We start from the raw sequence: 20,469 nt of genomic DNA on the forward strand, positions 1-20,469 counted from the left end.
CCGGCTCGCGGCGCGACCCCGAACTCGGTCGGAGTCCGGGGTCGCGTCGATGCGGGCGCAGGCTCAGTGCGGCTCGTTGGCCTGCTTCGGCAGACCGAAGACCACCGCGAAGGACACCACGGTGAGCAGGATCGCCACCCCGGTGATCGTCTGTGCCGCCGACAATGCCGAGCCCACGCCGTCGCCGATGGCGAACCGGCCGAAGAAGATCGAGCCGAGCCCCGCCACGCCGAGTGCCGCCGCGCCCTGCTGGAAGGACTCGAGCAGCCCCGAGGCCGAGCCGACCTCGTGATCCTCCAGATCGCCGACAATGATGCCGAACAGCGGGACGAAGATCAGACCCATGCCGAGCCCGTAAACCAGCAGAGCCGGTGCGAATGCCGACGGTGCCGGGGCCTCGCCGCCGCCGAGTTGGAAGAACAACGTCACCAGACCGATCATCATGCCGAGCAGTCCCACATGCAGCACCTTGCGGCCGAGCTTGGGCGCTAGGGCGGCGCTCGCGCCGGATCCGAGGAACGCGCCCAGTGCCCACGGCGCCATCGTCAGGCTGGCCTTCAGCGGACTGAAGCCGAGGCCGAGCTGCAGGAACAGCCCGATCGACAGCGAGAATCCGGTAATGCCGCCGAAGAAGACCATCACGAATCCGATGCCGGAGGTGTAGGACCGCTTGGCGAAGACGCTCATCTCGATCAGCGCGGTGCGTCCGGTGCGCGACCGGCGAACCTGATCGAGCGCGAAGAGGCCGAGTACCGGGACCGACGCGATCAACATCGCCACCGACCACCACGGCCAGCCCAGCTCGCGACCCTCGACGAGCGGGTACAGCAGCAGGCTCATTCCGGCGCCCGCGATGAGCGCGCCACGCAGGTCCAGCTTCATCCCCTCGATCGGCGATCCGGACGGCAGGATCCAGCTGCCCAGCGCCAGCGCGACCGCGCCGAGCGGCAGGTTCATCAGGAAGATCGACCGCCAGCCCGTGCCGAGCAGATCGGCGTCGACGAGCAACCCGGCCACGATCGGTCCCGCGATGGTCGCCACGCCGATGAGCGGGCCGAAAGCCGCGTAAGCCTTGCCGAGTTCGCGGCCGAACAGATCGCGGATGAGTCCGAAGCACTGCGGCACCATGATCGCCGCGAACAGTCCCTGCGCCGCCCGGCCGATCAGCAGCGTCTCGATCGAGCCTGCTACGCCGCACAGCAGTGACGTGACGAGAAAGCCGATCAGTCCGACCAGCATCACCCGCTTGCGTCCGAACATGTCGCCGAGCCGGCCACCGGTGAGCAGCCCGACCGCGAGCGCCAGCGTGTATCCGGCGGCGAGCCACTGAATGGTGGCGGCCGAGCCGCCGAGTTCGGCCCGGATCGAGGGCGCCGCGACATTGACGATGGTGGCGTCGAGCAGGTTGAGCAGCGTGGCGGCGAGGATCGCGATGAGGCCGAGCCAGCGGCGGGGGTAGCGCTGCCCGACCTCCGATTCGGCGGCGGCCGTGGTGGTTTCGACCTGTGGATCTTCGATGACAGCGGTCACGTGCGCCTCCTGGAGCGAGCCGATCCGAATGGAGCGGAATGTTTAGTTCCGTTTCATTAAAACAGAATGCTCCGTTCCGTTCAAGACCGGATCCCGCGAACCCTGATGCCGTGGTCGTTTTCTGGCGCAGCACGGCCAGGTCGCCGGTGGCCTTCCCCTCTGCCTGCCAGCTGGCTAGAGTGTCTCTCTAGAGAGTCACTCTAATTCTGGAGGCAGTCGTGGCCGATCTCGTGGACTACCGGTTCGACAACGGAATCGCGACGCTGACAATGGACGACGGCAAGGTCAACGTGATGACGGAGCCGATGCTCGCCGCGTTGCGGTCCGCCTTGGACCGCGCCGAGGCCGACGCCGCGGTGGTGGTGCTCACGGGCCGTCCCGGCGTGTTCTCCGCCGGCTACGACCTGGCCATCTTCGAGGGCGATCCCGAGGCGATCACCAGGACCCTGCGCGCCGGCGGCGACCTGGTACATCGCATTCTCGGCTTCCCTCATCCGGTCGTGGTCGCCTGTACCGGTCACGCCATTGCCCAGGGCGCGTTCCTGATGCTGGCCGCCGACCTGCGGATAGGGGTCGAGGGCGGTTTCAAATTCGGCCTCAACGAGGTCGCGATCGGACTGACGATTCCGCACTACGGCGTCGAGGTGGCCCGTCACAAGCTGACCGCACCCGGATTCGATCGCGCCACCCTCACCGGCTCGCTGTACGGCCCGCGGGACGCGGTGCGACTCGGCTTCCTCGACGACCTGGTGCCGGATCCGGCCGAACTGGCACCGAGGGCTCAGTTGGAGGCGGCCCGGTTGACCGGCCTCGTGATGGCCGCGCATCAGGGCACCAAGCAACGAGTCCGCGCCGCCGTGCTCGCCGCCGTGCGTTCCGGCATCGACACCGAATTCCCCTCCACCACATGAATACTCGCGATCGGATCCGCGCCGAAGCGACCCGGCAGATGCTCGACAACGGCTACACCCGCTTCACCATCACCGCTGTCCGCGAAGCGCTCGGCCTGTCCAGCGGCAGCATGTTCCATGCCTTCCCCTCCAAGCAGGCACTCGCCGCCGCCGTCTACGTCGACGGCATGCTCGACTACCAGCGCGCCGCGCTCGCGGCACTGGACTCGGCGACTGACCCGATGGCGGCGCTGCTCGCGCTGCTCGATGCCCACCTGGACTGGGTGCAGCAGCACCGCGAGCTGGCACGCTTCCTCTTCGCGACTCTCCCCGAGGAAGTGGCACGCGAGGCACGGCCCGCACTGACCGACCCGAATCGAGAATTCTTCGCGGCGCTCGGCAGCCGCTACGAGCAGCTCGGCCTGACCCCGTCGATCGGTTACCCACTCGCGCACGCGATCTGGATCGGTCCCGCCCAGGAATACTGCAGGCAGTGGGTGCGCGGCACGGTCGAGACGCCGCCCTCGGCACTGGCGTCGACGCTGCGCCAGGCGGCTGTCGCCGCACTGCAAGCCATCGCCGCGACACCTCATGGTTGAGCCGAGCTCCCCGTGCTTCGCGATCCACTCGCGCATGGGTTACGGCTCGAGTCGTTACTGACCTCCCGTGACGAGAACTACTCGGGATGTCCGTCGCCATGACCTGTGCCATCCGCAGAAGCCGCCCGGATCGGCAGCTATCCGCTGTACCGAGCCCGGTAGTAGTTCCCAGTCTCGCTTCTTGTTCTTTTTGCCCTGAGCGAACGCGGCGAGCAGGCCGGAACAAACGTGGAACCGCCGGGGTTGACTGGGCATCGCTCAACTTTTGGAAGGGTCGAACACGTGACTACACCACAGAACCTGCCGGTGCTGTTCCTGACCGATCCGATCGTGCTGCCGGGCATGGTCGTGCCCATCGAACTGGACGAATCGGCGCAGGCCGCCATCGACGCCGCGCGGGCGGCGAAGACCGAAGCGGTGCTGCTCGCGCCGCGACTGACCGAGGGCTACGCCTCCTACGGCGTCGTCGCCACCATCGAACAGGTCGGACGGATGCGCGGCGGCGCACCCGCCGCGGTGCTGAAGGCCGAACGGCGCGCGAAGATCGGTCACGGGGTGACCGGGCCCGGCGCCGCGCTGTGGGTCGAGGCCGAAGCGGTCGAGCCGCCCGCGGCCGACGGGCGCACCAAAGAACTTGCCGCCGAGTACAAGAAGTTGGTCGTCTCGGTGCTGCAGCGCCGCGAGGCCTGGCAGATCATCGACGCGGTCAATCAGCTGACCGACCCGTCGGCGATCGCCGACACCGCGGGCTACGCACCGTACCTGAGCAACGACCAGAAGCGGGAACTGCTCGAAACCCCCGAGGCCGCCGAGCGTTTGACCACGCTGATCGAATGGACCAAGGCGCATATCGCCGAGGCCGAGGTCACCGAGAAGATCAGCGACGACGTGCGCGAGGGCCTGGAGAAGAGCCAACGCGAATTCCTGCTGCGTCAGCAGCTCAACGCCATTCGCAAGGAACTGGGCGAAGACGAGCCCGATGGCGCCGACGACTACCGGACCAGGGTCGAGCAGGCGGATCTGCCCGACGACGTCCGCGCGGAGGCCTTGCGCGAGGTCGGCAGGCTGGAGCGGGCCAGCGATCAGAGCCCGGAATCCGGCTGGATCCGAACCTGGCTCGACACCGTGCTCGAGCTGCCGTGGACGGTGAAGACCACCGATAGCGCCGATGTCTCGGCCGCACGTGCGGTACTGGACGCCGATCATCACGGCCTCGACGAGGTGAAGGACCGCATGGTCGAGTACCTGGCGGTGCGTTCCCGGCGGGCCTCGCGTGGTCTGGAGGTCGTCGGCGGGCGCGGCTCCGGCGCGGTGCTCGCGCTGGTCGGTCCGCCCGGTGTCGGCAAGACCTCGCTGGGTGAGTCCGTGGCACGCGCCATGGGCCGCAAGTTCGTTCGCGTCGCCCTCGGCGGCGTGCGTGATGAGGCCGAGATCCGTGGCCACCGGCGCACCTACGTCGGCGCGCTGCCCGGTCGGATCGTGCGTGCGATGAAGGAGGCGGGTTCGATGAATCCCGTTGTCCTGCTCGACGAGATCGACAAGGTCGGCTCCGACTTCCGCGGCGATCCGGCGGCCGCATTGCTCGAGGTGCTGGATCCGGCGCAGAACCACACCTTCCGCGACCACTACCTCGACCTCGATCTGGACCTGTCGGACGTGCTGTTCATCGCGACGGCCAATGTCATGGACACCATCCCCGGCCCGCTGCTGGACCGGATGGAGCTGATCACCGTCGACGGCTACACCGAGGACGACAAGGTCGACATCGCCCGCGACTTCCTGGTGCCGAGGCAGTTGGAACGCAACGCGCTGACCACGGACGAGGTGACCATCACCGACGCGGCGCTGCGTGAGATCGCCGCGAACTACACCAGGGAAGCCGGTGTGCGGCAGATGGAACGGCTGATCGCGAAGGCATTGCGCAAGGCGGCGACTCGGCTGTCGGAGGTCGGAACCGACTCGGCCGCGGCCGAATCGGTGGTGACCGATCTGGGTTATGGCGCAGAGCTGGGCTATGAGGCACTGGTGAAGTCCGCTCCGGATGACGCGCTGACGATCGACCTGGGTGATCTGAAGGAATACCTGGGCCGTCCGCGATTCACTCCCGACTCGGTGGAACGCACCGCGGTGCCGGGTGTGGCGACCGGACTGGCGGTGACCGGTCTCGGCGGCGATGTCCTCTACATCGAGGCCAACGCCGCGGAGGGCGAGCGGTCGCTCACCCTGACCGGTCAACTCGGCGACGTGATGAAGGAGTCGGCGCAGATCGCCCTCACCTACGTGCGCTCGCACCTGGAAGAGATCGGCATCGAACCGTCGGTGCTCGATCGCAATATCCACGTGCACTTCCCGGCGGGCGCGGTGCCGAAGGACGGTCCTTCGGCGGGCGTCACCATGGTCACCGCGCTGGTGTCGCTCGCATTGGGCAGGCAGGTCCGTGCCGATGTCGGCATGACCGGCGAGGTCACGCTGAACGGCAGGGTGCTGCCGATCGGCGGCGTGAAGCAGAAGTTGCTCGCCGCTCAGCGCGCCGGTCTGAAGACGGTGTTCATCCCGGCCCGCAACGAGCCGGACCTGGACGATGTCCCCGCAGATGTGCTGGCCGCCTTGGATGTTCGCCCCGTCGCCGACGTCGCCGACATCCTGGCCTACGCCATCGAACCGGTCGCCGAGCCGGCGCTGGACGGCCGCACCCTGGCGGCCACCGCCTGATCCGGCCGAAAGGGCCGTGCACGAGAATTTCCGTGCACGGCCCGTTTTTCGTATCGCGGACCGATCAGCTGCCGTTGTTCGGCAGATCCCGTTCCACGGCGCGGGTGGTGCCCTGGGCGAGGGCGCACAGCACCGGCTCGGAATCGTCGCTCTCGGCGAAGATTTCACAGTTGACGACGGCTTGGCGGCGGGTCGACCCGCTGACGACCGCCTCGGCGCGCAGCCGTACGCCCGCGGCCGGACGCAGGTAGGTGATGGTGAAACCGCCGGTCAGCACGTTCGCCCCGAGGACGGTTCCGGCCGCGAAGGTCAGCGCATTGTCGGCGAGATAGGACAGCACGCCGCCGTGCACGAAACCGAACTGCTGGCCGAGTTCCTTGCGGATCGGGACCACCAGCGTGGCGGCGCCGTCGCCGAACGCGGTGATCTCGGTGCCGACCAGTTGGGCGAAGGGCTGGCCCGCCAGTACCTGCTTGGCGAGTTCGATGTCGAGGGTGAACGTATCGGCAGTCATCGGTCCTCCGTTCGTGCGGATTTCGGTTCCGGTTGCTCAGTGATTCGAAACGCCGAGCGCCTGCCAGGCGGCCTCGGCCAGTTCGTCGGCGACATCCCGTGGTGCGATGCGCATGTCACCGCCGAGCCACTGCCGCGTGTATTCCTGGGCGGGGCCCAGCCACAGGGCGTAGACGAGATCGAGGCTCAGATCGCGTACCGCGCCGTATCCGGCATGGGTCCGCCACCAGCGCGTCACATTCGTCATGAATTCGCGGTTGCTCTCGCTCTCGCGCACTCCCGGCGGCCGGGCTGCGGTGAGAACCTTTGCCCGGTACTGATTTTCGGTGACCCAGCGCAGATGCTCGCGCACGCCCGCTGTGATGCCCTCCCTGGCGTCGGTGCTGTCGCCGACCGCGTGCCAGAAGTGCTGCTGATAGTCGGCGAGTGCGTGCGCCCACACCTCGCGGTACAGATCGGCCTTGTCCGGGAAGTGGTGGTAGAGCGCGCCGACGCTCGCACCCGCCGCGTCGCGGATCTGGGTCAGCGTCGTCTCGAGCGCCCCCCGTTCCGCGAACTGCCGCTCGGCCGCCAGCAGCAACCGATCTCGAATCTTCATATCCAGAATTTAGTTCTGTTTTCTGGGTGACGCAATGGGTCTGGATGGAATAGCCGCTGCTTGTCGGTGTCGTGCGGTATGACGGACAGGTGGCCAGATGGCTGTTGCACGTCGATCTCGATCAATTCCAGGCGGCGGTGGAGTTCCGCCGTCATCCGGAGCTGCGCGGGCTGCCGGTGATCGTCGGCGGCAATGGTGACCCGACCGAACCACGCAAGGTGGTGACCTGCGCGTCCTACCCAGCCCGCGCGTTCGGCGTCCGTGCCGGGATGGCCCTGCGCAGTGCACAGCGCAAATGCCCCGACGGCGTGTTCCTGCCCTTGGACATGGCCACCTATGAGGAGGCGTCCGACGAGGTGATGTCGCTGCTGCGGACCTTTCCTGGGCGCGTCGAAGTGTGGGGCTGGGACGAGGCATTCCTCGCCGCCGACACCGACGACCCGGAGGCATTGGCTCGCGAGATCCGCAGAGCCATCGCGGAATTGGATCTCACCTGCTCCATCGGTGTCGGCGACAACAAGCTGACCGCCAAACTCGCCACCGGTTTCGCCAAGTCCGCGGGCAAGTCCTCGGCGGAACCGGACGACGGCGCGGGCGCGGCTGAGGGCGTCTTCCGGCTCACCGCGGCGAACTGGACCGAGGTGATGGCGCACCGGCCGACGAATGCCCTGTGGGGCATCGGAAATCGGATCGCGGCCCGCATGGCCGAACTCGGCATCGAGACGGTCGCCGATCTGATGGCGGCGGACCGGCATCGCCTCGCCGGCGAGTTCGGCCCCAACACCGGCCCGTACCTCTGGGTGCTCGGGCACGGTAGGGGCGACACCGAGGTGACGACCGAGCCGCGAGTTCCGGTGGGCCGCAGCAAGTCCGAGACCTTCCCGCACGACCTCACCGATCCCGGCGACATCCGCGCCCAGGTCGCGCGCTTGGCCACCGAGGTCGCCGAGGAGATGGCCGAGGCCGGTCGCATCAGCATCCGGGTCTCGGTCACTGTTCGCACCAACACCTTCTACACCCGCAGCAAACAGGCGAAGCTCCCGGAGCCGACCGCCGATATCGCCAGGATCGTGGAAACGGCGCTCCGCATCATCGACCGCTTCGACCTGGACCGCCCCATTCGGCTGCTCGGTGTTCGTCTCGAACTCGTGCCGGAATGAGCGACCTGCCGCCGACCCGGTTCGACGGCAAGTTCTGCCCCAGCGCACTCGGACGCTCGTATGCTCGTCGACATGGAGTTCTGGGCGATGGTGGCACACGAATCGGACAGTGGGATCGTGCTCACGCGGCAACAGGTCGACGAGGACTTCCTCGGGCCCGGCGATGTGACGATCAAAGTGCATTACTCGAGTGCGAACTTCAAGGACGGCCTGGCGATCACCCCCGGCGGCGGCGTCGTCCGGAAATACCCGATCATCCCCGGCATCGATATCACCGGTGAGGTCGTCTCTTCCGAGGACGACGACTTCGCCCCCGGTGATCTGGTGGTGGCGCACGGCTACGACATCGGCGTCTCGCACAACGGCGGCTTCGCCGAGTATGCCAGGGTGCCCGCCGATTGGGTCGTGAAGCTCGACGGCCTGAGCACCCGCGACGCCGCCGTGCTCGGCACCGCCGGTTTCACCGCCGCATTGAGCGTGCAAGGGCTGCTCGATCGCGAGCTCACCCCGGAAACCGGCCCGGTGCTCGTCACCGGCGCGACCGGCGGCGTCGGCAGCGTCGCCATCGACATCCTGTCCGGTCTCGGTTTCGAGGTGGTCGCCTCCACCGGCAAAACCGACGCGGCCGACCTACTCGCCGACCTGGGCGCCAACGAAGTGATCGGCAGGCTGCCGGAGGACCCGGACGCCACACTGCGCCCCCTGACCAAGGCCAAGTGGGCCGGTGCCGTGGACAGTGTCGGCGGCAAATCCCTCGCCTACATTCTCAGCGCCATCGGCTACGGCGGCGCGGTGGCGGTCAGCGGCCTCACCGGCGGCTCGGATCTGCCGACCACCGTCATGCCCTTCATCCTGCGCGGCGTCGCCCTCCTCGGCATCGACTCCGCCTATGTCCCCAGCGACAAGCGCCGCGCCCTGTGGGCCCGCCTCGGCAACGAGTTACGCCCCCAGCATCTTTCGACGATCGAGCACTACGCCCCCATCACCGACGCCGAACAAGTAGTGCGCTCCATCCAGAGCGGCACCCACTCCGGTCGAACGGTTTTCGGCGTCGCGGGCGAATTCTGATCAAGTCGGACAGTCCGACAACGTAACCACGGCCGTTCCGCCTGCTGGAAGCCGTGTGCCTGCCTGATCAGGCTGCGGACATCTGGTGCGGAGCTGCGACTATGACGGTCCGACATCAGCGAATGGTGGCGTTCTCGGGCTTTCTCTATCGAGGGTAGTGAAATGGCGGTTGACTGGCGATTCGGAACCACCATTCGACTACCTTCGATCGGCCAAAGCCAGGGTCGATCGGGATCGACCCTGGCTTCGGTGCATTTGGGTTGGGCTACTTGGTGATCGGCAGCTCAGAGCGGGGTTCTTCGGTAGCCGGGTCTGCTTCCTGGGGCTCTGGTTCGTGGGCGGTTTTGGTGTTGCGCATGACGAACAGGGCGACGACGGCGGCGGCGAGGACACCGGCGGCGCCTGCGATGAAGCTGGCCGACATGGCGGTAGCGAAAGCTTCGCGAGCTGTGGTGACCAGTGCGTTGTCGCCGGTGCTCGTGGCCACCGTGAGGGCGTCACTGATGGAGCGGTGCGCCGCTTCCGGAGCCGAGTCCGGCATTGCGCCGGTGAAGGTGCTGGACAGGATGCTGCCGAGGACAGCGATGCCGAGCGCGGCGCCTGCCTGCTGGATGGTGTCGTTCAGTGCGGAGCCCACGCCTGCCTGCTCGGCGGGCACGGCACCCATCAGTGCGGAGATGGCGGCGGGCTGCGCGAGTCCCGCGCCCGCGCCGAGCACAACCAGTGCGATCGCGACCATGGGGAAGCCGCTGTCGGCGGACAGGTTGGCCAGCAGGACGAGACCGGCGGCGGTGGTGAGCATGCCGGTGACCGCGAGGGTGCGGTTGCCGATCTTGGTGCCCAGGCCCGCGCCGAGGCCGTTGAACATGATGGAGGCGAACATCATCGGGATGAAGGCGAGTCCGGCCGCTGTCGGTGAGTAGTCGAGCACGAACTGCAGGTACTGGGTCAGCACCAGCAGCAGACCGCCATTGGCGACCTGGACCAGGGTCAGCGAGAGGCTGCCGCCCGCGAAGTCCCGGTTGCCGAACAGCCGCAGTGGCACCATCGGGTGCTCGACGCGCTTTTCCCAGACGATGAACGTGGCCAGGCTGACAACGGCGATGGTGAGCGTGGTCAGGGTGCCGACATGATCGAAACCGCCCTGGGGGAACTCGATGATGGTCCAGACCAGCGAGGTCATGCCGATCGCGGAGAGTAGCGCGCCGGGGACGTCCGGCTTGGTCCACGGGCCCCTGGATTCCGGCATCAGCACCAGCGCCGCGACGATCGCAATGGCCGCGACCGGGATGTTGATCAAAAAGGCCGCGCCCCACCAGAAGTGCGCGATCAGCACGCCGCCGAGGACGGGGCCGCCGACCAGGCCGAGCACCGAAGCGGCACTCCATGCGCCCATGGCCTTGCGCCGTTCCTCGTCGTCGAACACGGTGATCAGGATCGACAGCGTGCTCGGCAGCACCAGCGCGCCGCCGATACCCATCACGGCCCGCGCGGCGATCAGCTCGGTGGGGTTGGCGGCCAGGGTGGCGACCAGCGAGGCGAGTCCGAAGAGGCTCAGGCCGATGATCATCACCCGGCGCCTGCCGAACCGGTCGGCGAGGCTGCCCGCCGTGAGCAGCATGCCCGCGAACACGAGGATGTAGGAGTCCAGGATCCATTGGATGTCCTGGGCGCTCGCGTCCAGATCCTCGGCCAGCGGCGGCACCGCGACCGCCAGCACGAAGTTGTCGATGACCAGGACCAGGGTGCTGAGGCACAGCACGATCAGGATCCACCAGCGCCGTGGGTTACGGGCTTCGATCGCGTCCATCGGAAACTCTCTCTCAACGGTGTTGCGTACTATGTTCTCGTATTGCGAACACTGTACGCATAGATGTTGAGCGTTCGCAATGGGGAACGTTGTGCGCTATGCTGGCGGCATCGAAAGGAGTCGACATGCCCGTCGAGAAGCAGCAGGTCGGATCGGTGTGGACGCGCCCGCGGCGCGGCAGGGAACAGCCCGCGCTGACCAGAGAGCAGATCGTGGCGGAGGCAGTCGCGCTATTGGACGCCGAAGGCATGGAAGCGCTGAGCATGCGTCAGCTCGGCGCCCGCCTCAATGCGGGCGCCACCTCGCTGTACCGGCATGTGGCCAACCGTGACGAGCTCATCGAACTGGTCGTCGACGAGGTGTACGGCGAGATCCGTGTCCCCGAGATCGAGGTGCGGTCGGACTGGCGCGCTGCCACCGAGCAGTGCGCGGCGAGTCTGCGGGCGATGATCCTGCGTCACCCGTGGATGGCCTCGACGCTCGGTCAGGTCGGCCTCTCTTACCTGGGCCCGAATGTCATGCGGCTCAACGACCGCATGCTCGCGCTGTTCGAAGTGGGCAGATTCGCGGCGGATGAACGCAGCGACGCCATCGGCGCCGTCATCAGCTATGTCATCGGCATCGGCATCAGCGAGGCCGCGTGGCTGACCCTACTGACCCGCAGTGGTCAGACCGAGACGGAACTGGTCGCCAGCCTGCGGCCCGCCGCCGAGCAGGCAGCTACCGACTACCCGAGATTGCAGCAGACGGACGCGACCGGCACGTGGAACCAGGACCCGGCGGTCGCGCGCGACCGCCAGTTCACCTACGGGCTCGATCGAATCCTGGACGGGCTGGATTCCCGGCGCGACCGCTGAGCTCAGGCCGCGACGGTGACCGGATCCTCCGCGAACTGGGTGCGGTACAGCTCGGCGTAGCGCCCATCGGCTGCCAGCAACTGAGTATGCGTGCCGCGCTCAACGATTCGGCCGTCCTCCAGCACCAGGATCTGGTCGGCGGCGCGAATCGTGGACAGCCGGTGCGCGATGACCAGCGCGGTCCGTCCCGCCAGCGCCTCGGAAAGCGCTTCCTGGACAGCGGCTTCGGAGGTCGAATCCAGCGAGGCGGTCGCCTCGTCGAGGATTACCACCCGCGGCTGCTTCAGCAGCAGTCGTGCGATGGTCAGACGCTGACGTTCGCCACCGGAGAGCCGGTAGCCGCGCTCACCGACGACAGTGTCCAGCCCGTCCTGCAGCGAGTCCACCAGAGTGCGTAACCTGGCCCGCTCCAAGGCGTCCCACAGCTCGGCTTCCGTCGCCTCCGGCCGCGCGAGCAGCAGGTTGGCGCGTACCGTGTCGTGGAACAGATGCCCGTCCTGGGTGACGAGCCCGACCGTCTCGCGGATCGAGGTCGTGGTCAGGTCGCGCACGTCGGCGCCGTTCAATCGCACCGCGCCGCCGTCCACGTCGTAGAGCCGGGAAACGAGCTGGGCCACAGTGGACTTCCCCGCCCCCGAGGACCCGACCAATGCGACCAGCTGACCGGGCTCGGCCCGAAGCGACACCTGGTGCAGCACTTCCACCCCGCCGCGACTGTCCAGCGTCGCAACATCTTCCAGCGAGGCCAGCGACACTTTGTCGGCGGAGGGATAGCCGAAGGTGACATTGTCCAACTCCACCGCGACCGGGCCTTCGGGCACCGAGACAGCGCCCGGCGCGTCCTCGATCAGCGGCTTCAGGTCGAGCACCTCGAACACCCGCTCGAAACTCACCAGCGCGGCCATGACCTCCATCCGGGCGCTCGCCAGCGCCGTCAGCGGTGTGTAGAGCCTGGTCAACAGCAGCGACAGTGACACAACCGCGCCCGCGTCCAGTTGGCCGCGCAGCGCGTACCAGCCGCCGAGTCCGTAGACCAGTGCGAGCGCGAGCGCCGAGACCAGCGTGAGCGAGGTGACGAACACGGTCTGCAGCATCGCGGTGCGCACGCCGATATCGCGCACCCGGCGGGCCCGCAGCGCGAACTCGTCGGACTCCTGCTGCGGCCGGCCGAACAGCTTCACCAGGGTCGCGCCCGGCGCGGAGAATCGCTCGGTCATCTGCGTGCTCATGGCGGCGTTGAGACCGGCCGCCTCGCGCTGCAGACCGGCGAGCCGGTTGCCCATGCGACGGGCGGGAATCACGAAGACCGGGAGCAGCACCAGCGCGAGCACCGTGATCTGCCAGGAGATCCGCACCATCACCGCGAGCGTGAGCGCCAGCGTCACCAGATTGGTCACCACCCCGGAGAGCGTGTCGCTGAATGCGCGCTGCGCGCCGATCACATCGCTGTTGAGCCTGCTGACCAGCGCGCCGGTCCGCGTCCGGGTGAAGAACGCCACCGGCATCTTCTGCACGTGATCGAACACCGACGTGCGCAGATCCAGGATCAGCCCCTCGCCGATCCGCGAGGACAGCCACCGCACGATCACGCCGAGCGCGGCGTCGATCACCGCGAGCCCGCCGATCACGAGCGCGAGAGTGACCACGATTCGCGGTGCGGCGCCGCCGACGATGTCGTTGACCACCCGCCCCGCCAGCACCGGCGTGGCCACCGCCAACAGCGCGGAAACCACACTGAACAGCAGGAACGCGCTGATCCGGCGCCGATGCGGCCCGGCGAATCGCAGGATCCGCTTGGCGGTGGCCAGCCGGAACGGCCGCTGTTCATCGGGCGCGTTCATCCGCCGATACATTTGGCTGTAAGCCACCGACTCGATACTCACGTCGTAACTCCCTCTCGCTCCCCACCCATCAAACCTCTGACCACCGACACTAGGACCTAAACAAAGGTTGAGGGCAAGCTCATTCCCCACCCCCCCCCCTCCCGCTCGACGCGCCCCGCACTGCTCGGCGAACCCCAGTGGGCGAGCCTTTCCGGCCCGTCTTCGTCCGAGCGTGGATAAGGCGGCCCACCCACCACCGCACCTAGGCTGACGGGGTGACCGAGGACCGAATCGCGCAGGCGCTGCGGGGCGAACTCCGCGGCGAGGTCGACGCCTCCGCACGACGCCGTGCGGAGTACTCCTCGGATGCCTCGAACTACCGTGTTCTCCCCGCCGCGGTGGTATTTCCGCAGGTCGAGGCCGACGTCGCGGCCACAATCGAATTCGCGCGCGACAACGGTCTGCCGGTGACCGCGCGCGGCGCGGGAACCTCGGTGGCAGGCAATGCGATCGGCGCGGGCATCGTGCTCGACTTCAGCAGGCACATGAACTCGGTCCTGGAACTGGACCCGCAGCGACGAGTGGCGCGGGTTCAGCCAGGAGTGGTGCTCTCGGAACTGCAGCGCCGAGCTCGTCCGCACGGCCTGCGGTTCGGACCCGATCCATCGACGGAGAATCGCTGCACCCTCGGCGGCATGATCGGCAACAACGCCTGCGGACCTCATGCCCTGGCCTGGGGTCGCACCTCGGACAACGTGCGCGAACTGCGCATCCTCGACGGGACAGGTGCGCAGCGAACCCTCGCGGCCGACCCATCCGCAGTTCCCGGACTTCCCGAATTCACCAGGGCGAGCCTCGCCGTGATTCGCACCGAGCTCGGCAGGTTCGGTCGGCAGGCATCCGGCTACGGCCTCGAACACCTGCTGCCGGAACAGGGTTCGGCGGTAGCGAAATCGTTCGCGGGCACCGAGGGCACCTGCGGACTGCTGCTCGATGCCACCGTCGATCTGGTCGCACTGCCACCGGCCACGGTGCTCACAGTGCTCGGTTATCCCGACATGGCATGCGCGGCCGACGATGTGGCCGCGGTGCTGGCGTGCGCCCCTATCGCGGTCGAGGGTATCGACGCGCGTCTCGTGGACATCGTGCGCGTGCATCACGGCGCGCGCTCCGGCGCGGTGCCCGATCTGCCGCGCGGCAGCGGCTGGCTATTCGTGGAAACAGCGGGCGAGAACCGGGCCGAGGCGCGTGCCGCGGCGGAAATATTGTGCCGATCGGTCGGCGCGCTGGAATCACGAATCGTCACCGATCCCGGTGTGGCCAAGGCACTCTGGAATATTCGGGCCGAAGGCGCGGGGCTGGCAGGCCGTACGCCGGACGGGCAGCCTGCCTGGCCCGGCTGGGAGGATGCCGCGGTGCCGCCGGAACGGCTCGGCGCCTACCTGCGTGACTTCAGCGCGCTGACGCGACAGCACGGTGTGGACGGTCTGCTCTACGGCCATCTCGGCGACGGCTGCATCCACGTCCGCTTGGATCTGCCGATCGCGCAGGCTCCGAAACGCTTTCGCGCCTTCCTGTTCGATGCCGCGGAACTGGTGGTCGGCTACGGGGGCTCACTGTCGGGTGAACACGGCGACGGCCGAGCCCGCTCGGAATTGCTCTCGGTCATGTACTCCCCCGCCGTGCTCGACGTATTCGCCGGGTACAAGGCGCTATTCGACCCGGGTAACGTGCTGAACCCCGGAGTCCTCGTGGCGCCACAGCCGGTCGACAGTGATCTGCGCCTGGTCGGATTACCCAACACTCCACGGGGCGGCGGTTTCGCCTTTCCGCACGACGGCGGCGACCTCGGGGCCGCGGTCCACCGGTGCGTCGGAGTCGGCAAGTGCCGCGCGGATACTCGTGCGAGTGGCGGTTTCATGTGCCCGTCGTACCTGGCCACCGCGGACGAGAAGGACAGCACCCGGGGCCGGGCCCGGGTATTGCAGGAGGTAGTGCGTGGTGCGCTGCCGTGGTCGTCGGAGGCTGTCGCGCAGTCCCTCGATTTGTGCCTGTCCTGCAAAGCCTGTCGTTCCGATTGTCCTGCGGGCGTCGACGTCGCGACCTACAAGTCGGAGGCGCTCCACCGTCGCTATCACCGCCGTCCGCGGCCGATCGATCACTATGCGCTCGGGTGGCTGCCGCGATGGTCGGCTGTCGCGAAACGGATGCCGCGCGTCGCGAATCGGCTGGCCGATGTCCGATGGCTGCGTCGAATAGGGTTGCGCGCCGCCGGAATCGATCCGCGCCGCGAGCTGCCGCGATTCGCGGAACGCAGCTTTCGCCGGATCTGGCGCGACATGAACGCGCGGGTCGAGGCCGCCCCGCCCGACGCTGATCCGATGGTGGCCGCGCGCGAGGTGATGCTGTGGATAGATACGTTCACCGACGCCTTCGCACCCGAGATCGCCCTTGCCGCAGCAGAATTGGTGACATCGCTCGGCTATCGGGTCCGGATACCGGAACGCACTGTGTGCTGCGGCCTCACCTGGATCAGCACCGGGCAGCTGGACGGCGCGCGCGCTCGATTGCGGGCGAGCTTGGCCGCGCTCGACGAGCATGTGCGCAAGGGCGGGGTCGTCGTCGGCCTCGAGCCGTCGTGCACCGCGGTGCTGCGCTCGGACCTGCTCGAGCTACTGCCGGAGGATCCGAGGTCGGCGGCCACCGCCGCGGCCGTGCGCACGGTGGCGGAGTTCCTGGCCGAGCAGCCGCAGTGGCGACCGCCGCAGCGGCACGGTCGCTCGGTTGTGGTGCAACCGCATTGTCATCATCATGCGATTCTCGGGTTCGATGCGGATCGCCGAGTATTTGCCGCAATGGGAGTTGAGGTGACCGAGATCACCGGGTGTTGCGGGCTCGCGGGAAATTTCGGAATGCAATCCGGTCACTACGACATATCGGTCGCGGTCGCCGAGAATGGTCTCTTACCCGCATTGCGTGGCGCACAAGACGATTCGATCTTGATCGCCGACGGCTTCTCGTGCCGCGCCCAAGCCGCGCAGCTCGCGCACCGGCAAAGCCGACACCTGGTGCAATTCCTGCTGGACGAGTGAGGCTTTCACGCACTCGCCGCGCGTCTCGCGGCGAGCACGCACAGCAGTCAGCTGCCGAAGGGCAGCGTGCCGGGCGGAATGTGGTAACCCGAGCTACCTGCGGAGACGCCACCCCAGGCATTGAGCAACCAATTGAGCACATTGGTGATCATTCGAATCCTCCATCGCGGCGACTGCCGATCGTTTGCCAATCGTCTCCGATATCGCCACATTAATTGATCACGTTACGAAATAGCGCGGAGCTGCGATGATGCCGAATCGATATCGGGTATTCCGGTGAATGCCGGTGTGACTCCGGTGACCCCCGGCCCACCGCCCGATCCCGCCGCGCACAATGAACCAGTGCGCAAACAAATGGTCGAGCCGGAAGTGAGCCGAGGCGGGCTGAGCCGTACGGTGGCGGCCGCGCGGCCCATCGATCTCGCGCCGACACTCGCCCCCCTGTCGCGTGGCCGAGGTGACCCCTGTCATCACGTGACATCCGACGGCGCGCACTGGCACGCATCTCGAATGCCGACCGGTCCGGTCACCTACCGACTCGTCCAGTCGGGCCTTTGTTCGGTACAAGCCCACGCGTGGGGTGACGGCGCGGCCGAGTTCCTCGAGCGCCTCGACCACATGCTGTGTCTCGACGAGGACCTCTCCGAGTTCGCCCCCGAACATCCGAAGCTCGCCGACGCGCACCGCCGATTTCCCGGTCTGCGGATGCTGCGCACCGGTCTGGTCTTCGAGGCGCTGGTTCCCGCGGTCCTGGAACAGAAGGTGCACACCGTCTCCGCCCGCGCGTCGTGGCGGAAGCTGGTGCGGCAGTTCGGTTCGCCCGCGCCGGGCCCCGCACCCGCGGGCCTGCTGCTCCCTCCGGACGCTGATACCTGGCGGCGCATTCCGTCCTGGACCTTCCATCGCGCGAACGTCGGTCCGCAACGTTCGCAGACGATCGTCCGCGCGGCCCGGCTCGCGGATGCGCTGGAGCAGGCTGCCGCCCACGATCCGGTCGAGGCCGCCCGCCGCCTGCAGACGGTGCCCGGGATCGGTGTGTGGACCGCGGCCGAGATCGGCCAACGCGCCTTCGGCGACGCCGACGCGTTGTCGGTCGGCGACTACCACCTCGCCGCGGTCGTCGGCTGGACGCTGCTCGGTCACCCCCTCGATGACGACGCCATGGTCGAATACCTGGAACCGCTGCGCCCGCACCGCTATCGGGCGGTTCGCTTGCTGGAGATCAGCGGCCATGCCCACAAACCGAAGTTCGGCCCGCGCACCCCGCTCACCGATCACACCTGGCACTGACACCCGCCGCGCGGGATCGCGTCGGTGGACGCGACCCGCGCGTGGCCCGCGATCGCTGCCGGGTGGCGATCGAGGTGCGGGGTGGCACTGCGAGGCGGATCGGCCGATCAGTGCGGGAGACGGAGGGGCACGGCGCGAGGAATGCCGGCGAGGCGCGGTCGAGCGCTGGTCAGCATGGCAGCGCGCGCTCGTCGAGCACGCATTTGCCCGCTTCGACCAGCGTGGTGCGGGCCCTGCGGCGAACGCGGCAGAGGTCGACGGTGCAGTCGATGTGCAATTGCATTGCGGCGTGAGCTTGTTCGTTCGTCATGATGCCGGGGTCGCGTCCGCAGATCAGCAGTCCGGCTACATGCATGTTCAGGTGGGGTAGCTGCATCACGCGACCTCCGCCTGGCACCGGTCGGCCCGTAGTCGGCGCGGATGTCGCCTGGTCTGGTCGTCCCACGGTGATTGCCGGACGGCCATCCCGACTGCCTCCAGCGCGGTGAGACCGACCTCGTCGGCAAGCTCGCCGACCGTGTCCAACAGGGTTGGCACCACTTCAGCAACCTGTAGTGCGGCCACTGCCTGCGCGCAGGTCAGCGTGCGTCCTGGTAGGTAGGAAACCACCCAGTTCTCCTGGCCGACGCTGCGGGCGCTGTGCGAGGTCAAATCGCTGGTCATCAAGGAAGACGCTATGACATGTACGGCCATGACTCCTCGTTTCCTACGGGCGATTCAGTTGGTGTGCCCGGAGGTTTCGCAGGGGGAGGGGAGAGGACCTGCTCGGCTTCGGGCACACTTCCAGCACACCATTGAGGTTGGGCTCAGATGGCGTCCTTGGTGGATATCCAAAGATTTGAGGCGAATTCCCAGCACGAAATCCAGCCGGGAGGGGAGGATTCTCCATAGTGGACGAAAGAGCCCTCTGCCCAAGCAAAGTGACGGGGAGCCGAGCGTGCGGGTCGCCCCGGACCGCCCTTTGGGTGAGCATCCGAGCGCAGAACGGAGCGTGCTGTGTCAGCGAGTTCAGCAGGAGCGTCAGCGAGTTCGGCCAGATCATCGGCAATTTCGGAAGCATCTTCGAACGGATCCACGACTTACGCAACAGCGTCGGGAGGTTCGGATCGACTGTCCACTGACAGCGCATCGTCCACGCTACCCAGGCGCCAGCTGGGCAGATATCTGCGTGACTGGCGCACCCAGGCGGGCCTGACCATCGCCGAGGCGTCCAAGCTCATGGAATGGGGCGCAAGTACCTTGCAGCGCTTGGAAAAAGGCCAGGCCGACCGCATCCGCACCATCGACATCCAAGAGCTCTGCCGCATCTACGGCATCCCCGACGAACTCGCCGACGGGCTCAAGGGCCTCGCTCAGCAGGCGGCGGTCAAGAGCTGGTGGCACGCCTATGGCGATCTGATCCCCGAAAACTTCGACGTCTACGTCGGTTTGGAGGCCTCCGCGCAGCAATTGACCTCCTACCAATCCGAACTGGTCCTCGGCCTGCTGCAGACCGCCGACTACGCCTTGGCGCTCAATCGACTCGGCTATCCGAACGATTCCGACGCGGAGTTGGATCGGCGCGTGCAGCTACGGTTGCAACGCCAGGCATTGATCACCAGGAAAGCCTCACCTGCCACTGTCGATGTGGTGCTGCACGAGTCGGTGTTGCACCGCGTGGTCGGTTGCGCCAAAGTGATGGCGGCGCAGCTTCGTCATCTTGCCGATTTCAGTACCCGCGACAACATTTCACTGCGTATTCTGCCGTTCGCGGCCGGTGTTCCGCTCGGAGTTTCCACCGGCCCGTTCACGGTTCTGGAGTTCGGAACCGATAGCAAGGGCCAGCCGATCGAACCGCCGGTGGTTTACGCAGAGGGTTTCACCGGGGATCTCTACCTCGAAAGATGTGCTGATGTGCGGCGGTACGGTCGGGCTCACGAGTGCCTCCAGCGCAGCGCGCTGGATATTCAACCCAGTAGACACCTGTTGCGACAGGTAGCGAAGGAGTATGTGGCATGAGTACGGATCTGGTTGGTGCGCAGTGGTTCAAGAGCACGCGCAGCGGCGCGGGCAAGGACTGCGTGGAAGTGGCATTCCTCGAACGCGGCCGGATCGGCGTCCGAGACAGCAAGAATCCCGGTGGACCCGCGCTGTTGTTCACCCAGGGCGAGTGGGAAAGTTTTACCGCACGCGTGGTGAGTGGCGAATTCTGAAGGAGTCCGAATCGTGAGCATCGATCGTGGTTCGAAGGTTGATCTGTCCGGCGCGGTCTGGCGCAAGGCAGGCAGTGGCGCAGGCAAGGACAGTGTGGAAGTCGCCCTGCTCGAGGACGGCCATGTCGGCCTACGCGACGGCAAGAATCCCGACGGCGACGTACTGATCTTCACCCCGGGCGAATGGGCCGCATTCACCGCGGGTGTGCACGACGGCGAGTTCGATCGGCCGTAATTTTGGCTGTGTTTTTTGGCAGCGCCTGCGGCGCTGCGTGTTCGCGGCCCCCTTGGTCTCGCTTCCGAGCCGTCGAGACTTGCGCCTTCGGCGCGTGCGC

Annotated in this window: 18 protein-coding genes; 11 read left to right on the forward strand and 7 right to left on the reverse strand. The window is 67.2% G+C overall.

All coding sequences use genetic code 11. From position 1 onward, the window contains the following. Nucleotides 1-63: 63 nt before the first annotated feature. On the reverse strand, nt 64-1,530 hold the full coding sequence (locus tag ACFU4Z_RS34985; RefSeq protein ID WP_379072274.1) for an MFS transporter: 1,467 nt from the start codon (nt 1,528-1,530) through the stop codon (nt 64-66). A 218-nt stretch (nt 1,531-1,748) separates the two neighbouring features. Here ACFU4Z_RS34985 and ACFU4Z_RS34990 point away from each other — a divergent pair, with 218 nt between their 5' ends. From ACFU4Z_RS34990 to lon, 3 genes are all read left to right on the forward strand, one after another. Next, nucleotides 1,749-2,441: a crotonase/enoyl-CoA hydratase family protein gene (locus ACFU4Z_RS34990; protein ID WP_379072277.1), complete on the forward strand. Its 693-nt coding sequence runs from the start codon at nt 1,749-1,751 to the stop codon at nt 2,439-2,441. Next, nucleotides 2,438-3,019, forward strand: a complete 582-nt coding sequence (locus tag ACFU4Z_RS34995) for a TetR/AcrR family transcriptional regulator (protein WP_379072280.1) — start codon at nt 2,438-2,440, stop codon at nt 3,017-3,019. Before ACFU4Z_RS34990 ends, ACFU4Z_RS34995 begins: the two co-directional genes overlap by 4 nt. Nucleotides 3,020-3,361: 342 nt before the next feature. Next, complete coding sequence (gene lon / locus ACFU4Z_RS35000; RefSeq protein WP_379072324.1) at nt 3,362-5,731, forward strand: endopeptidase La; 2,370 nt, start codon at nt 3,362-3,364, stop codon at nt 5,729-5,731. 64 nt (nt 5,732-5,795) lie between these two features. Here the strand turns inward: lon and ACFU4Z_RS35005 are convergent, their stop codons facing one another. Together ACFU4Z_RS35005 and ACFU4Z_RS35010 are read right to left on the reverse strand one after the other, a co-directional pair. Continuing rightward, the gene (locus ACFU4Z_RS35005; RefSeq protein ID WP_379072282.1) at nt 5,796-6,245 is read right to left on the reverse strand and encodes a PaaI family thioesterase; all 450 of its coding nucleotides are present in this window, start codon (nt 6,243-6,245) and stop codon (nt 5,796-5,798) included. Nucleotides 6,246-6,281: 36 nt separating this feature from the next. Then, the gene (locus ACFU4Z_RS35010; RefSeq protein WP_379072285.1) at nt 6,282-6,842 is read right to left on the reverse strand and encodes a TetR/AcrR family transcriptional regulator; all 561 of its coding nucleotides are present in this window, start codon (nt 6,840-6,842) and stop codon (nt 6,282-6,284) included. Between the two features lie 89 nt (nt 6,843-6,931). Between ACFU4Z_RS35010 and ACFU4Z_RS35015 the strand changes: the two genes are divergently transcribed. Further along, complete coding sequence (locus tag ACFU4Z_RS35015) at nt 6,932-8,002, forward strand: DNA polymerase IV (RefSeq protein ID WP_379072288.1); 1,071 nt, start codon at nt 6,932-6,934, stop codon at nt 8,000-8,002. Nucleotides 8,003-8,074: 72 nt separating this feature from the next. Continuing rightward, nucleotides 8,075-9,070: an oxidoreductase gene (locus ACFU4Z_RS35020; RefSeq protein ID WP_379072291.1), complete on the forward strand. Its 996-nt coding sequence runs from the start codon at nt 8,075-8,077 to the stop codon at nt 9,068-9,070. Nucleotides 9,071-9,335: 265 nt separating this feature from the next. On the opposite strand, the gene ACFU4Z_RS35025 is transcribed toward ACFU4Z_RS35020, so the two are convergent. Next, entirely contained in the window at nt 9,336-10,880 is a 1,545-nt protein-coding gene (locus tag ACFU4Z_RS35025; protein ID WP_379072294.1) for an MFS transporter, read from the reverse strand. 125 nt (nt 10,881-11,005) lie between these two features. Between ACFU4Z_RS35025 and ACFU4Z_RS35030 the strand changes: the two genes are divergently transcribed. Continuing rightward, nucleotides 11,006-11,737, forward strand: coding sequence for a TetR/AcrR family transcriptional regulator (locus ACFU4Z_RS35030; RefSeq protein ID WP_379072298.1), 732 nt, complete (start codon nt 11,006-11,008; stop codon nt 11,735-11,737). Between the two features lie 2 nt (nt 11,738-11,739). Here ACFU4Z_RS35030 and ACFU4Z_RS35035 read toward each other — a convergent pair whose 3' ends face one another. Next, the gene (locus tag ACFU4Z_RS35035) at nt 11,740-13,620 is read right to left on the reverse strand and encodes an ABC transporter ATP-binding protein (protein WP_379072301.1); all 1,881 of its coding nucleotides are present in this window, start codon (nt 13,618-13,620) and stop codon (nt 11,740-11,742) included. 215 nt (nt 13,621-13,835) lie between these two features. Here ACFU4Z_RS35035 and ACFU4Z_RS35040 point away from each other — a divergent pair, with 215 nt between their 5' ends. After that, nucleotides 13,836-16,652 carry an FAD-binding and (Fe-S)-binding domain-containing protein gene (locus tag ACFU4Z_RS35040; protein WP_379072305.1) on the forward strand — a complete coding sequence of 939 codons (2,817 nt, stop codon included), beginning with the start codon at nt 13,836-13,838 and terminating at the stop codon, nt 16,650-16,652. Nucleotides 16,653-17,006: 354 nt separating this feature from the next. Then, entirely contained in the window at nt 17,007-17,942 is a 936-nt protein-coding gene (locus ACFU4Z_RS35045) for a DNA-3-methyladenine glycosylase family protein (protein ID WP_379072327.1), read from the forward strand. Nucleotides 17,943-18,111: 169 nt separating this feature from the next. Here the strand turns inward: ACFU4Z_RS35045 and ACFU4Z_RS35050 are convergent, their stop codons facing one another. Together ACFU4Z_RS35050 and ACFU4Z_RS35055 are read right to left on the reverse strand one after the other, a co-directional pair. Beyond that, entirely contained in the window at nt 18,112-18,318 is a 207-nt protein-coding gene (locus ACFU4Z_RS35050; protein ID WP_379072330.1) for a hypothetical protein, read from the reverse strand. Beyond that, nucleotides 18,318-18,605: a hypothetical protein gene (locus ACFU4Z_RS35055; RefSeq protein WP_379072308.1), complete on the reverse strand. Its 288-nt coding sequence runs from the start codon at nt 18,603-18,605 to the stop codon at nt 18,318-18,320. Before ACFU4Z_RS35055 ends, ACFU4Z_RS35050 begins: the two co-directional genes overlap by 1 nt. A gap of 447 nt (nt 18,606-19,052) precedes the next feature. Between ACFU4Z_RS35055 and ACFU4Z_RS35060 the strand changes: the two genes are divergently transcribed. The 3 genes from ACFU4Z_RS35060 to ACFU4Z_RS35070 are packed head-to-tail and all read left to right on the forward strand — an operon-like array spanning nt 19,053 to nt 20,369. Further along, nucleotides 19,053-19,940, forward strand: coding sequence for a helix-turn-helix domain-containing protein (locus ACFU4Z_RS35060; protein ID WP_379072333.1), 888 nt, complete (start codon nt 19,053-19,055; stop codon nt 19,938-19,940). Next, a complete protein-coding gene (locus ACFU4Z_RS35065) occupies nt 19,937-20,134 on the forward strand; it encodes a DUF397 domain-containing protein (protein WP_379072310.1) in 198 nt (65 codons plus the stop codon). Before ACFU4Z_RS35060 ends, ACFU4Z_RS35065 begins: the two co-directional genes overlap by 4 nt. Nucleotides 20,135-20,147: 13 nt before the next feature. Then, nucleotides 20,148-20,369 carry a DUF397 domain-containing protein gene (locus ACFU4Z_RS35070; RefSeq protein WP_379072313.1) on the forward strand — a complete coding sequence of 74 codons (222 nt, stop codon included), beginning with the start codon at nt 20,148-20,150 and terminating at the stop codon, nt 20,367-20,369. Nucleotides 20,370-20,469: the final 100 nt, after the last annotated feature.

Source organism: Nocardia sp. NPDC057440, from assembly GCF_042802915.1.
Lineage (GTDB): Bacteria > Actinomycetota > Actinomycetes > Mycobacteriales > Mycobacteriaceae > Nocardia.

Coding starts and splice junctions, on each gene's coding strand:
- ACFU4Z_RS34995 (WP_379072280.1), top strand. CDS start 2,438: ATGAATACTCGCGATCGGATCCGCGCCGAAGCGACCCGGCAGATGCTC.
- lon (WP_379072324.1), top strand. CDS start 3,362: ATGGTCGTGCCCATCGAACTGGACGAATCGGCGCAGGCCGCCATCGAC.
- ACFU4Z_RS35005 (WP_379072282.1), bottom strand. CDS start 6,245: ATGACTGCCGATACGTTCACCCTCGACATCGAACTCGCCAAGCAGGTA.
- ACFU4Z_RS35010 (WP_379072285.1), bottom strand. CDS start 6,842: ATGAAGATTCGAGATCGGTTGCTGCTGGCGGCCGAGCGGCAGTTCGCG.
- ACFU4Z_RS35020 (WP_379072291.1), top strand. CDS start 8,075: ATGGAGTTCTGGGCGATGGTGGCACACGAATCGGACAGTGGGATCGTG.
- ACFU4Z_RS35025 (WP_379072294.1), bottom strand. CDS start 10,880: ATGGACGCGATCGAAGCCCGTAACCCACGGCGCTGGTGGATCCTGATC.
- ACFU4Z_RS35030 (WP_379072298.1), top strand. CDS start 11,006: ATGCCCGTCGAGAAGCAGCAGGTCGGATCGGTGTGGACGCGCCCGCGG.
- ACFU4Z_RS35045 (WP_379072327.1), top strand. CDS start 17,007: ATGGTCGAGCCGGAAGTGAGCCGAGGCGGGCTGAGCCGTACGGTGGCG.
- ACFU4Z_RS35050 (WP_379072330.1), bottom strand. CDS start 18,318: ATGCAGCTACCCCACCTGAACATGCATGTAGCCGGACTGCTGATCTGC.
- ACFU4Z_RS35055 (WP_379072308.1), bottom strand. CDS start 18,605: ATGACCAGCGATTTGACCTCGCACAGCGCCCGCAGCGTCGGCCAGGAG.
- ACFU4Z_RS35065 (WP_379072310.1), top strand. CDS start 19,937: ATGAGTACGGATCTGGTTGGTGCGCAGTGGTTCAAGAGCACGCGCAGC.